The organism is Kitasatospora saccharophila (genome assembly GCF_039529925.1).
Classification (GTDB): domain Bacteria; phylum Actinomycetota; class Actinomycetes; order Streptomycetales; family Streptomycetaceae; genus Kitasatospora; species Kitasatospora saccharophila.
Genome location: NZ_BAAANS010000009.1, coordinates 79,721 through 91,662 on the forward strand (window position 1 = coordinate 79,721; position 11,942 = coordinate 91,662).

Here is an 11,942-nt window from a genome sequence, read left to right on the forward strand (position 1 = left end):
GCGTCGCGGTTTCCGGCGGCGCCGGATCGCACCCGGACGGCACCGCAGCAGCACCGCACCGCAGCACCCCACCCCGCGCCCGCGCCCCAATCCCCCAGCCCCAATCCCCCAGCCCGACCGCGTCCCCGTCCCGGCCTCAGTGCTTGCAGGCCCACCACGCCTCGGCGCTGGCCGCCTCCGCCTGCGCGCGCAGCGCCCGGACGGCCTCCGCCGGGTCGGCGGCGCCGTACACCGCCGAGCCGGCCACGAACACGTCCGCGCCGGCCTCGGCGCAGGCTTCGATGGTGGCGGGGGCGACGCCGCCGTCGACCTGGAGCCACAGGTCGAGGCCGTGCTTGTCGATCAGCTGCCGGGTGCGGCGGATCTTGGGGAGCATGATGTCGAGGAACGCCTGGCCGCCGAAGCCGGGTTCGACCGTCATGATCAGCACCATGTCGAGTTCGGGCAGCAGGTCCTCGTAGGGCTCGATCGGGGTGGCGGGGCGCAGCGCCATCGCGGCGCGGGCGCCCTTGGCGCGGATCTCCCGGGCGAGGCGGACGGGCGCGGCGGCGGCCTCGACGTGGAAGGTGACGGATCCGGCGCCGGCCTCGACGTACTGCGGGGCCCAGCGGTCGGGCTGCTCGATCATCAGGTGGCAGTCGAGGGGGGTGTCGGTGGCGCGGGCCAGCGACTCGACGATCGGCACGCCCAGCGTGAGGTTGGGGACGAAGTGGTTGTCCATCACGTCGACGTGCAGCCAGTCCGATCCGCGCACCGCCTCGGCCTCGTCGGCGAGGCGGGCGAAGTCCGCGGACAGGATGCTGGGGTTGATCTGCGCCATGGCGAGGGTACCTTCACGATTCGGTGCGGGCGGCCGGTGCGACCGCTCGCGACCATCATCCCCCGCGGGCGGCCGGCCCTCCCCGCCCCTCCCCGCCGTCCCCCGCACAGCACACCTGGCATGCCCCGAGCAAGCACCCGGAGCCCGCTCCGCCGAAGTGTTCACACGCCCGAAACACTTTCCCTTTCCGGCACCGTCCGGCTCTGGCAGGCTCCCAGAGCAAGCGGAACCGCGCTGCTCGCCCCTCACGAAAGGCGTTCCGATGACCCAGGTCGTCCACCCCGCCCGTGCCCTCTGGTGGCTCTTCGAACCCGTCCACGCACTCACCTACTTCTCCCCGGAGGCCCGCGCCGCGTACGAGGCGGCGGGGCTGCGCGGGTACTGGCGCGGGTACTTCGGCGGGCGTTCGGCCCCGCTGGGCGCGGTGGACGCGGCGCCGGTGGTGGCCGCGTTCTTCAACTTCGCGCCGCAGATGGTGGAACGGGCGCTGCCGGGGCTCTGGGAGCTGGCGAGCCCGGAGCGGGCGCTGGAGGCCCGGGTCGAGGGTGCGACGGGGGCGCTGCAACGCCTCCTGGTCGACGTGAAGCCGGACTTGATCGACCGTTCGGTGGAGTTGCTGGAACGCGCCGTCGACGGACTGGACTGTTGTGGGCGCGTGCTGGCCGCCGCGAACGCCGAACTCCCCCGCCCGGACGACCGCCTGGCCCGCCTGTGGCAGGCCACCACCGTACTGCGCGAGCACCGGGGCGACGGCCACGTCGCCGCCCTGGTCGCCGAGGGCCTCGACGGCTGCGAGGCCCTGGTGCTCCGCTGCGCCCTCGACACCCGGCGCGAGAACCTGCAGCCGCACCGCGGCTGGAGCGACACCGAGTGGGACGAGGCCACCGCCCGCCTGATCGAACGCCAGTGGCTGGCCCCGAACGGCTCGATGACCCTCGCGGGCCGCCGCCGCCACCTCGCACTGGAGGCCGCCACCGACCTCGCCGCCTCCCGGGTCTGGACCCACTTCCACCGCTCCGAGCTGGACGAGCTCCTCGACGCCCTGCACCCGATCTCGGCCGCCTGCCGCGCCGACCTCGCCCCGAGCACCCCCATGGGCCTCCCCAACGCGGCCTGACCCCGACGGCCCGACGCGGACGCCCCTCGCTCCTTCGCCCCGCGCCCCTCCCCCCGCCCCTCAGCCCGTCCCCTCGCCCCGTCCCGTCCCCGTCCCTCAGTACGGCGGCGGGCCGAGGACGATGCCGCGCCCGGCGTAGAAGCGGTCGAGGTCGCTCCAGGGCACGCGGGCCGCGCGCTGGGAGCCGTCGGGGAAGCCGGACGGGTTGTGGATCCGCAGCGCCTCGTCGTCGGCGCCGACGGCGAGCACCAAGTGACCGCCGGTGCGCGGGACTTCGGGGGCGAGGGTGCGGATGCCGGGGTGCACGGAGAGCATCGGGAGCCGGCCCTCGGCGAGTTCGGCGGCGACCCGTTCGGCGGGCAACCGGGCGACGGCTTCGGCGTGCAGGCCCCAGCGGGTGCGGGCGTACGCGGCGAACGGGGCGTGGATCAGGCCGTCGAGCCGCCCGTCGGGGTGCCGGACGTACGCGCCGGCCCGCTGGCACTCCTCGGCGAGCCGGACGGCGGCGGGGGCGACGCCCCACCAGTGGTCGAGCGCCATCCGCAGGCAGGCCATCCCGCACAGCCGCCACGACCAGTACTCGTACTCGTCCTCGTCGGCGGCGCCGGAGCGCTCCCACAGCGGGTCGTCGGCGGCCCGCAGCGTGCCGTCCAGGATGTCGGGCACGAGTTCGGGCGACTCCCACTGGGAGTAGTAGGGCACCTGGTGGCTGATCGGCTTCACCCGGTCATCCTCACGTACTTTCATCCGGATCCCCTGGAGCACCGTCCGCGACACCACCAACTTGAACGTGTTCAGTTTCTCTGCGAGGGTGGGCCCGCACCGAGATCGGAGGGACCCGAACCATGCGCACCCGCCCCGCCCGAGCCCTGCTCCTCGCCCCGCTGCTGCTGTCACTGCCGTCGCTGCTGGGCGCCTGCGCCGGGCCCCACCAGTACGCCGAAGGCACCGGGACGCACGGCGTGACCACCGCCGAGGCGGCCGGCGACTGGGTGGGCGCGGACGGCACCCGGCTGGCCCCCCAGGAGGACGGCACCGCCCGGATCGAGCACCTCGACGGCAAGGACTACGACTTCGACGAGGGCTGGCGCCTCTCCGGCACCGGCAGTTGGGAACTCGACGACCGGAAGTCGGGCCAGCAGCTCGTGCTCGACCTCACCGCCCGGACCTCCACCGACACCCGCCCCGCCCCCACCGCGTCCCCCCGCGTCACCCTCCCCTCCCCCGCCCGCCCCGGGCCGACCGGCGCTCCCTACCGCTGGCGCTTCGAACTGGACCACGACGAGCAGCAGCGGCTCGTACTGTTCTTCTCCTTCGGCGACCCCGACGCGGGCAACATGAACGTCCTCCAGCGCCCCACCCCCTGAACGCCCCCACGAACCCGGCACCGCCCGGCGTTCCGCAGTATCGTCCATACCCTCACCCGCGCCCCGCCCGTGAACGGAGCAGCCTTGACCGCCACCCGCCCCGAACCCGTCGACGCCCCGGACGCCGCGCACCGGCCGGAGGAGGCGCGGTGACGGACACGACGGTGAACCTGTGGCGGGCGGGGCTGGACACCGTGCCGGACGAGGTGTGGGAGCGCACGGACGCCGAGGTGCTGATCCTCGCGGACAACCGGTTGACCGAACTCCCGGACACCATCGGCGAGTTCACCGCCCTCCGGATGCTCGACCTGGGGCACAACGCGCTCACCGCCGTCCCCGGGCGGATCGGCGACCTGACCGGACTGTCCGACTTCCTCTACCTGCACGACAACCGGCTGACCGCGCTGCCCGCCGCCCTGGGCCGCCTGCACCGGCTGCGCTACCTCAACGTCGGCGAGAACCCCCTCACCGAACTCCCGGACACCGTCTGCGCGTTGACCGGTCTACTCGAACTGCGCGCGCAGGACTGCCGGTTGACCGCACTCCCGGACCGGATCGGCGACCTGGTCCGGCTGCGCGAACTGCGGCTGCGCGGCAACTCGCTCACCGCGCTGCCCGGTTCGCTCCCGGGACTGCGCGAACTGCGCTGCCTGGAACTGCGCGACAACCGGCTGACGTCCCTGCCCCGCGCCCTGGCCGAACTGCCCCTGCTGCGCGAACTCGACCTGCGCGGAAACCCGTTGGCGGAGATCCCGTCCTGGCTGGCCGAACTCCCGTCCCTGGAGAAGCTCGACCTGCGCTGGGCCGCCGGCCGGCCCGCCCCGCACCTGGTCGACGCCCTCGAACGGCGCGGCTGCGCGGTGTACTTCTGACTCGACGCCTCCCCGCGCACCCACGACCTCCCCGGGCCCGGCGGCGCGGCGCCCCGCCCGGCGACGAGCCGGGCGAGGCCGCCCGCTTCAGGCCGCCCGCCTCAGGCCATCCGCCCCGAGCCGCCCGCTCCGGGCCGACGGCCCGCCGTCACCAGGCGTAGTGCTCGGGCGCGGTGCGGTAGCCGGGGAAGATCTCGTCCAGCCGCTCCAGCGTCTTGGCGTCCAGCTGGACGTCCAACGAGCGGACGGCGGCGGCCAGTTGCTCCTCGGTGCGGGGGCCGATGATCGGGGCGGTGACGGCCGGCCGGGTGCGCAGCCAGGCGAGCGCGACGTCGCCGGGCTCGTGGCCGAGCTCCGCGCACAGGTCCTCGTACGCCTGGATCTGCTCGCGGCGCTCGTTGAGGGTGTCCAGGGCGCGGCCGGAGGCGCGGCGGACGCCCTCGCGCTCCTTGCGCAGCACGCCGCCGAGCAGGCCGCCGTGCAGCGGGGACCACGGGATCAGGCCGAGGCCGTAGTGCTGGGCGGCGGGGGCCACCTCCAGCTCGACGCTGCGCTCGATCAGGTTGTAGAGCGACTGCTCGCTGGTCAGGCCGAGGAAGTTGCGGGCCTTGGCGGCCTCCTGGGCCTGCGCGAGGTGCCAGCCGGCGAAGTTGGAGGATCCGACGTAGATGATCTTGCCCTGGAGGGTGAGCACCTCCATCGCCTGCCAGATCTCGTCCCAGGGGGTGTCCCGGTCGACGTGGTGCATCTGGTACAGGTCGATGTGGTCGGTCTGCAGGCGGTGCAGGCTGGCGTCCACGGCGCGGCGGATGTTGAGCGCGGAGAGCTTGCCCTCGTTGGGCCAGTCCCCCATGTCGCCGTACAGCTTGGTGGCGATCACGGTCTTCTCGCGCCGGCCGCCGCCCTTGGCGAACCAGTTGCCGATGATGGTCTCGGTGAGGCCCTTGTTCTCGCCCCAGCCGTAGACGTTGGCGGTGTCGAAGAAGTTGATGCCGTGCTCGTGCGCGGCGTCCATGATCCGGTGCGCGTCGGCCTCCACGGTGTGCGGGCCGAAGTTCATGGTGCCGAGGCAGAGCGGCGAGACGGACAGGCCGGTGCGGCCGAGGTGGGTGTACTCCATGGTCACCACCCTCTGCCGCCCCGGCCCGCTTGTCCAGTACCCGCTGCCCGTCCGGACGGCCACGCACCGGAAGCCGCCCCCGCCCCGGGGGACACGCCGCCCCCGAACGGGAACTGCCCCTCCGTCAGGCCGGTACCGAAGCGGGGCAGGGCGCGTGGAGCCCCGGCTGCGCCTCGTGGAACAGCACCTCCCCGGGCAGGGCGACCGGCGGCCGGGCGAGCCGCCGGCTCGACTCCCGCGTACGGTCAGGCGGTTCGCCGCAGCAGCGCCAGGTACATCGCGTCCGTCCCGTGCAGGTGCGGCCAGAGCTGGACGTCCGGGCCCTCGCCGAGGTCGGGGACGCCGGGCAGCAACGGGCGGGCGTCGATCCACTCGACGTCCTCCCGGCCGCGCAGCACGTCGTCGACCACGGCCCGGGTCTCCGCCAGGTGCGGCGAGCAGGTGGCGTAGCCGACCACGCCGCCGACCCGGGCCGCGTCCAGCGCGGAGCGCAGCAACTCCCGCTGCAGCGGCCCGAATCCGGCGATGTCCTCGGGGCGGCGCCGCCAGCGCGCCTCGGGGCGGCGGCGCAGCGCGCCCAGGCCCGAGCAGGGCACGTCGACCAGGACGCGGTCGAAGGCGCCCTGCTGCCAGGCGCCGCGCGTCCCGTCGGCGGTGATGACGGCGTACCGGCCGGGGTTGCCGTCCAGCGCGCGGGCGACCAGCCGGGCGCGGTGCGGCTGCTTCTCGGAGGCGACCAGCGCCGCGTCGCGCTCCGCGGCGACCGCGCCGAGCAGCGCGGCCTTGCCGCCGGGGCCCGCGCAGCCGTCCAGCCAGAGCCGGTCGGGGCCGTCGATCGGGGCGTTGGCGAGGGCGAGCGCGACCAGCTGGCTGCCCTCGTCCTGGACGCCGGCCCGGTTCTCCCGCACCGCGTCGACCCCGGCCGGGTCGCCGCCGTCGGTGAGCCGCAGCGCGTACGGCGACCAGCGGCCGTCCTCGACCTCGGGCAGCGCCTCGCGCAGCTCGGCGACCGAGGAGCGGCCGGGGCGGGCCACCAGGGTCACCTCGGGGCGGGCGTTGTCGGCCTCCAGCAGCTGCTCCATCGCCTGCCGCCCGCTCGCGTCCGGCTGCCAGCGGCCGAGCGCGTCCCACAGCGAGGAGACCACCCAGCGCGGGTGGGAGTGGACGACGGCGAGGTGGTCCTCGGCGTCGTCCTCGTACGGCGGGGCGACCTGGGCGACCCAGCCCGCCAGGTCCTGGGCGCTGATCTTGCGCAGCACGGCGTTGACGAACTTGGCGCGGCCGTCGCCGAGCACCACCCGGGCCAGCTCGACGGTCGCGGACACCGCGGCGTGGCTGGGGATCCGGGTGCCGAGCAGTTGGTGCGCGCCCAGCGAGAGGACGTCCAGCACCGGCGGGTCGACCTCGCGCAGCGGGCGGTCCACGCAGGCCGCGATGACCGCGTCGTAGGTGCCCTGGCCGCGCAGCGTGCCGTACACCAGCTCGGTGGCGAGCGCGGCGTCGCGCCGCTCCATGCCCTTGCGCTCGGCCTCGCGCAGCAGCGAGGGCAGGATCAGGTTGGCGTACGCGTCGCGCTCGTCGACGGCCCGCAGCGCCCGGAACGCGACGATCCGGGCGGGGTCCTTCTTGGGACGGCGGTGCGGGCGGGGGGCGCGCTTCGCGCCGGCGGGGGTGCTCAAAACGGTGCCTCGAAACCAAAGGTGCTGCGGGTCAGGTCCGGCCCGCCGAGGGGCCTCGCCCCAAGTCTAGGCCGAACCCGCCGCACCCCCGCCGCCCGAAGGCCCCGCCCGCCGCGCCCCCGCCGCCCGAAGGCCCCGCCCGCGCCTCAGCCCTCGAAGCGCTCCCCGGACTCGATCCGGGCGCCGCGCGCCCAGTCCGCGGCCGGCATCGCCTTCTTGCCCTGCGGGCGGACCTCGCCGAGCTCCACCTCGTGGCTGCCGGTGCCGACCCGGACGCTGTTCTTGGCGACCGCCAGCTCGCCCGGCGCCAGCGCGCTCTCGCCCGGCAGCAGCCGGACCGGGCCGGTGACCTTGAGCCGCTCGCCGCGGAAGGTGGTCCAGGCGCCGGGCGCGGGCGCGCAGCCGCGCACCACCCGGTCGACCCGCAGCGCGGGGTGGGTCCACTCGATCCGGGCGTCCTCGACGGTGAGCTTGGGCGCCAGCGTGACCCCGGCGAGCGGCTGCGGCTCGGGGCGGGCCTGCCCGTCCTCGATCGCGTCCATGGTGCGCACCAGCAGTTCGGCGCCCGCGCGGGCGAGCCGGCCGAGCAGGTCGCCGCTGGTGTCGGTGGGCTTGACGGTCTCGGTGAGGACGCCGAACACCGGCCCGGAGTCCAGGCCCTCCTCGATCCGGAAGGTGGACGCGCCGGTGACCTCGTCGCCCGCCATCACCGCGTGCTGCACGGGCGCGGCGCCGCGCCACGCGGGCAGCAGCGAGAAGTGCAGGTTGACCCAGCCGTGCACCGGGATCTCCAGCGCGCCGGGCCGGATCAGCGCGCCGTACGCCACCACGGGGCAGCAGTCGGGGGCGATCTCGGCGAGCCGGGCCATGAACTCCGGCTCGCTCGGCCGGACGGGCTTGAGCACCTCGATGCCCGCCTCCTCGGCGCGCTGCGCGACCGGGCTGGCCACCAGCTTGCGCCCGCGCCCGGCCGGCGCGTCGGGGCGGGTCACCACGGCGACCACCTCGTGCCGGGAGGCCAGCAGGGCGTCCAGGGCGGGAACGGCGACCTCGGGGGTGCCGGCGAAGACGAGACGCACGGGCGGGGGCCTTTCAGTGGAGTGGGAAGGTCGGAAGATCGGATTGCCGGAGAATGACCGTCGGACGGGCGTCCCACCCGATCATCGGCTCTCCCGATCCGCGCGGGGAGACGGGCGCGCGGGCGGCGCGGCCCGGCGCGCGGTCAGCGAATCGGCCCGAACGTGGAATGCGGCGAGATCCGCACCGTCGGCGCCGGGCCGCCGCCCCAGTCGCTCTCCCGGATCGCCTTCATCGCGGCCTTCCGGGTCTCCCGGTCCAGCCGGTCGATGAAGATGATCCCGTCCAGGTGGTCGGTCTCGTGCTGGATGCACCGCGACAGCAGCTGGGTGCCCTCCACCTCCACCGGCTCCCCGTGCATGTTGACGCCCCGGGCGACCACGCCGTACGCCCGCTTGGTGTCGAACCGCAGGCCGGGCAGCGACAGGCAGCCCTCCGGGCCGTCCTGCTCCTCCTCGCTGAGCGACAGGTCCGGGTTGATCAGGTGGCCCACCACGCCGTCCACGTTGTAGGTGAACACCCGCAGCGAGACGCCCAGTTGCGGCGCCGCCAGCCCCGCGCCGGGCGCCTCCAGCATGGTGTCGGTGAGGTCCTTCACCAGCTTCCGCAGTTCCTTGTCGAAGACGGTCACCGGCTTCGCGGTCGCCCGCAGCACCGGGTCGCCGAAGATCCGGATCGGCTGAACTGCCAAGACTGCGACTCCCTCTGCACCGACACGACCGCCCGGAAACGACGGCCTCCGGGAAGTCTATGCAATCCCCGCCGCCGGTTCGGAGCGGCCACTGGCATATCCCGAGTCGCACTCCGCGCGTGACCCAACGACCCGACGTGCGTTGGTCAATGCGAATTGACCGGGACGCGCGAGCGCCCCGAGCACGCGACCCGACCGAGAGGTGGCAACGAGGCCATGGCCGAGCAGATCAACCACGACGCCCGGGCCCGGGCGTCCCTGCACCTGCTGGTGCGGGACATCGAACGGGTCCGACGCCAGGTCGACGCCCTTCGGACGCTCACCGCCCAGCTGGGCAACGTCTACCGTCCCCGCCGCCCCAGCACCTCCGCCGGATTCGTGGTCTACGGCCGCGCGCCCGCCCCGACCGTCCGCCTCGCCCAGGAGCTGCGCGAGAGCGTCGAGACCCTGGTCGCCGCCGCCGTCGAGTTCGACCGCGCCCTCGGCTTCTCCTGGGACTCGGTCGGCTCCGCGCTGGGCGTCACCAAGCAGGCCGTGCACCGCCGCTACGGCATGCGCCGCCCCACCGGCGAACTGCTCCCCTCCCCGCGCGAGATCGACACCCCCGCACCCCCGCCGCCGCCCGCCCCCGCCCCCACCGCCCCCGCCGCCCCGGCCGCCCGCCCCCCGATCCCACAGGCCCGCCAGGCCAGCCCCCTGATGCCCCAGCGCACCCGCTGACCCCACCGCACGACCGGGGGCGCGGAGAAACCCGCCGCGCCAAGGCGAAACCGGGAGCGCGGGGAAACCCGCCGCGCCAAGACGAAACCGGGGGCGCGGGGAACTGCGCGGCCAACCGAGCACGCACAGCCGGATCGCGAAGCAGGACGAGAGCTTGCAACTATCCCGCGATCCCGCTGACGTGCTCCTCCCTCCCCCAGCCCCAAGGGGGGCTGGGAGGTGCCCCCTCCGCGCAGTTCCCCGCGCCCCTGTCTGCACCACCCCGCCAAGCGCAGCGGGTCTCCCCCGCGCCCCCGCTTCGGCCTACCCGATGTCCGTCGGGTCCACCCGGATCCGCACCGTCTCCGCCCCCCGCAGGGCCAGTCGCGCGATCTGCGCCGCCTTCAGCGCGGACGCCAGCGCGGCCCCCTGCCCCGGCGCGACCCGTACCAGCGCGCGCTCCACCCCCTCCTCCCGCGCCCCCTTCGCGCCACCCCCGCCCCCGCCCCCGCCCCCGCCCCCGCCGAAGACCGGCACCGGGCCCAGCACGTCCGCGCCCTCCGGGAGCCGGAGCAGGCCCAGCAGGTCCGCGACCGCCTGCGCGGGCCCCGTGACCGAGGCCATCCGGGAGACCGGCGGGAAGCGCAGCTCCTCCCGTTCGTCGAGTTCGACGCCCGCGTGCCCGGCCGGGTCCCACCGCACCAGGGCCTGCACCGCCCGCGCCGCCGCCTCCGCGACGACCACGACGGTGCCGCCCTCGTCGGCCGGTCGGACCAGCGCGGCCGCGGTCAGCCAGCGCCGCACCGCCTCCTCGCCGGCCCGCAGGTCGGGCCGGTTGAGCAGGGCCCAGCCGTCGAGCAGCAGGGCCGCCGCGTAGCCGGGGCCGTCGGCGACCGGTTCGGCGCCCGGCGTGGCCAGCACCAGCGCGGGCGCGCCCGGCACGGTCGCGAGCACCGCGTCCCGCCCGGAGGTGCGCACCGGCACCCGCGGGAACGCCTTGCCGAGCTCCTCCGCCGTGCGCCGCACGCCCACCACCGCGGCCCGCAGCCGGAACGACCCGCACTCGACGCAGTGCCAGTCCTGCTCCTCCGTGCCGCACCAGGCGCACACCAGTGCCGCGTCCGCCGCCGGGGACTCCAGCGGGCCGCCGCAGGCCCGGCAGCGGGCCGTCTCCCGGCAGCGGGCGCAGGCCAGCCGGGGCGCGTAGCCCCGGCGCGGGACCTGGACCAGCACCGGCCCGCGGGTCAGCGCCTCCCGGGCGGTCTCCCAGGCGACCGAGGGCAGCCGGGCGGCCTGCGCCGCGCCGTCGCGGGCCTGGTCGTACTCGGTGACGGTGCGCACCCGGGGCGCGGTCCGGCGGACCGTCTCCCGGGCGGCGGCCAGCGGGCGCGCCCAGCCGGAGCGCAGCAGCTGCGCGGCCTCGACCGTCATCGACACGCCGCCGAGCAGCACCGCCGCGCCCTCCTCGGCGGCCCGCAGCAGCGCGACCTCGCGCACGTGCGGGTAGGGGGCGTTCGGGTCGCTGTGGCTGCTGTCGCCGTCCGACCAGACCACCACCAGTCCGAGGTCGCGCACGGGTGCGAACACCGCCGCCCGGGTGCCGATCGCGGCGTGCACCGAGCCGCGGCTGACGGACAGCCAGCGCCGGTAGCGCTCCTGCGGGCCGGCCTCGGCGGCCAGCACCGCGTGCCGCCCCTCGCCGAGCAGGGCCCGCAGCGCCGCGTCCGCGCGGGCGACCGCGCGCCCGTCCGGCAGCACCACCAGCGCGCCGCGCCCGGCGGCGAGGGTCGCGGCGACGGCGCGGGCGATCTCGGCGGGCCAGTCGGGGCCGGGCAGCGCCGTCCACACCGCGCGCGGCGCGTGGCCGCCCGCCAGCGAGGCCAGGAACTCCGGGCCGTGCAGGTAGCGCTCCCAGCTGCCGGGCGCCGGAACCCCCGGCGGGGGCAGCGGGCGCGGCGAGGGTTCGCCCTCCGCCCCGGCGTGCCGCGGCGGGACGGCCAGTTGCAGCACGTCGGCGAGGGTGCCGGCGTAGCGGTCGGCGACGGCCCGGCACAGCCGCAGCAGCGGCGGGGTGAGCACCCGCTCGGGCGACAGGACGCGGGCGAGCGGGGCCAGCGGGCCCGCGTAGTCGGAGTCGTCCCGCCGCTCGACCACGAACCCGTCGTGCAGCGAGCCGCCCTCGCGCCGCCCGTGCGCGCCGACCCGGCCGCCGAAGCGGACCCGGACCCGGACGCCGGGCTGGGCCTCCTCGGACATCGCCTCGGGCACCGCGTAGTCGAAGTACTGGTCGAGGCTCAGCACGCCCTTGTCGACCAGCACCCGGGCGACCGGCTTCCGTTCGGCGAGGACCACCCCGCGCGCGGCCCTCGGCTTCGCCCGGCGCACCGTCTCCCGGATGAACGCCAACTGCTCCCCGGTGCCGTCCGCGCTGCTCACGCCCCCAACCTAGCGGACCCCGCCGACAACGCGACGGAGCCGCCGGCCGGGGAGGGACTCCCCG

At 75.9% G+C, this 11,942-nt stretch carries 11 protein-coding genes; 4 read left to right on the forward strand and 7 right to left on the reverse strand.

Going from position 1 to position 11,942, the window contains the following annotated elements; genetic code table 11:
- Positions 1 to 136: 136 nt before the first annotated feature.
- Positions 137 to 820, reverse strand: a complete 684-nt coding sequence (gene rpe, locus ABD345_RS08990) for a ribulose-phosphate 3-epimerase (RefSeq protein ID WP_344551408.1) — start codon at positions 818 to 820, stop codon at positions 137 to 139.
- Positions 821 to 1,082: 262 nt separating this feature from the next.
- Between rpe and ABD345_RS08995 the strand changes: the two genes are divergently transcribed.
- On the forward strand, positions 1,083 to 1,937 hold the full coding sequence (locus ABD345_RS08995; RefSeq protein ID WP_344551409.1) for an SCO6745 family protein: 855 nt from the start codon (positions 1,083 to 1,085) through the stop codon (positions 1,935 to 1,937).
- Between the two features lie 96 nt (positions 1,938 to 2,033).
- On the opposite strand, the gene ABD345_RS09000 is transcribed toward ABD345_RS08995, so the two are convergent.
- On the reverse strand, positions 2,034 to 2,684 hold the full coding sequence (locus ABD345_RS09000; protein ID WP_344551410.1) for a C39 family peptidase: 651 nt from the start codon (positions 2,682 to 2,684) through the stop codon (positions 2,034 to 2,036).
- A 98-nt stretch (positions 2,685 to 2,782) separates the two neighbouring features.
- Between ABD345_RS09000 and ABD345_RS09005 the strand changes: the two genes are divergently transcribed.
- Both ABD345_RS09005 and ABD345_RS09010 read left to right on the forward strand, forming a co-directional pair.
- Complete coding sequence (locus ABD345_RS09005) at positions 2,783 to 3,304, forward strand: hypothetical protein (protein WP_344551411.1); 522 nt, start codon at positions 2,783 to 2,785, stop codon at positions 3,302 to 3,304.
- Between the two features lie 149 nt (positions 3,305 to 3,453).
- Positions 3,454 to 4,176 carry a leucine-rich repeat domain-containing protein gene (locus tag ABD345_RS09010; protein WP_344551412.1) on the forward strand — a complete coding sequence of 241 codons (723 nt, stop codon included), beginning with the start codon at positions 3,454 to 3,456 and terminating at the stop codon, positions 4,174 to 4,176.
- 148 nt (positions 4,177 to 4,324) lie between these two features.
- Here the strand turns inward: ABD345_RS09010 and ABD345_RS09015 are convergent, their stop codons facing one another.
- The 4 genes from ABD345_RS09015 to def form a co-directional block, all read right to left on the reverse strand.
- Positions 4,325 to 5,296, reverse strand: coding sequence for an aldo/keto reductase (locus tag ABD345_RS09015; protein ID WP_344551413.1), 972 nt, complete (start codon positions 5,294 to 5,296; stop codon positions 4,325 to 4,327).
- A gap of 245 nt (positions 5,297 to 5,541) precedes the next feature.
- Positions 5,542 to 6,975: an RsmB/NOP family class I SAM-dependent RNA methyltransferase gene (locus ABD345_RS09020; protein ID WP_344551414.1), complete on the reverse strand. Its 1,434-nt coding sequence runs from the start codon at positions 6,973 to 6,975 to the stop codon at positions 5,542 to 5,544.
- A gap of 146 nt (positions 6,976 to 7,121) precedes the next feature.
- On the reverse strand, positions 7,122 to 8,054 hold the full coding sequence (gene fmt, locus ABD345_RS09025) for a methionyl-tRNA formyltransferase (protein WP_344551415.1): 933 nt from the start codon (positions 8,052 to 8,054) through the stop codon (positions 7,122 to 7,124).
- Between the two features lie 143 nt (positions 8,055 to 8,197).
- Positions 8,198 to 8,743, reverse strand: a complete 546-nt coding sequence (gene def, locus ABD345_RS09030) for a peptide deformylase (protein ID WP_344551416.1) — start codon at positions 8,741 to 8,743, stop codon at positions 8,198 to 8,200.
- Positions 8,744 to 8,959: 216 nt separating this feature from the next.
- Here def and ABD345_RS09035 point away from each other — a divergent pair, with 216 nt between their 5' ends.
- The gene (locus tag ABD345_RS09035; protein ID WP_344551417.1) at positions 8,960 to 9,463 is read left to right on the forward strand and encodes a hypothetical protein; all 504 of its coding nucleotides are present in this window, start codon (positions 8,960 to 8,962) and stop codon (positions 9,461 to 9,463) included.
- Positions 9,464 to 9,766: 303 nt separating this feature from the next.
- On the opposite strand, the gene ABD345_RS09040 is transcribed toward ABD345_RS09035, so the two are convergent.
- A complete protein-coding gene (locus ABD345_RS09040; RefSeq protein WP_344551418.1) occupies positions 9,767 to 11,878 on the reverse strand; it encodes a primosomal protein N' in 2,112 nt (703 codons plus the stop codon).
- Positions 11,879 to 11,942: the final 64 nt, after the last annotated feature.

What these genes read in the sequence shown, in the direction of transcription:
- rpe (WP_344551408.1), bottom strand. Translation starts at nt 820, where the DNA reads ATGGCGCAGATCAACCCCAGCATCCTGTCCGCGGACTTCGCCCGCCTC.
- ABD345_RS08995 (WP_344551409.1), top strand. Translation starts at nt 1,083, where the DNA reads ATGACCCAGGTCGTCCACCCCGCCCGTGCCCTCTGGTGGCTCTTCGAA.
- ABD345_RS09000 (WP_344551410.1), bottom strand. Translation starts at nt 2,684, where the DNA reads ATGAAAGTACGTGAGGATGACCGGGTGAAGCCGATCAGCCACCAGGTG.
- ABD345_RS09005 (WP_344551411.1), top strand. Translation starts at nt 2,783, where the DNA reads ATGCGCACCCGCCCCGCCCGAGCCCTGCTCCTCGCCCCGCTGCTGCTG.
- ABD345_RS09015 (WP_344551413.1), bottom strand. Translation starts at nt 5,296, where the DNA reads ATGGAGTACACCCACCTCGGCCGCACCGGCCTGTCCGTCTCGCCGCTC.
- ABD345_RS09035 (WP_344551417.1), top strand. Translation starts at nt 8,960, where the DNA reads ATGGCCGAGCAGATCAACCACGACGCCCGGGCCCGGGCGTCCCTGCAC.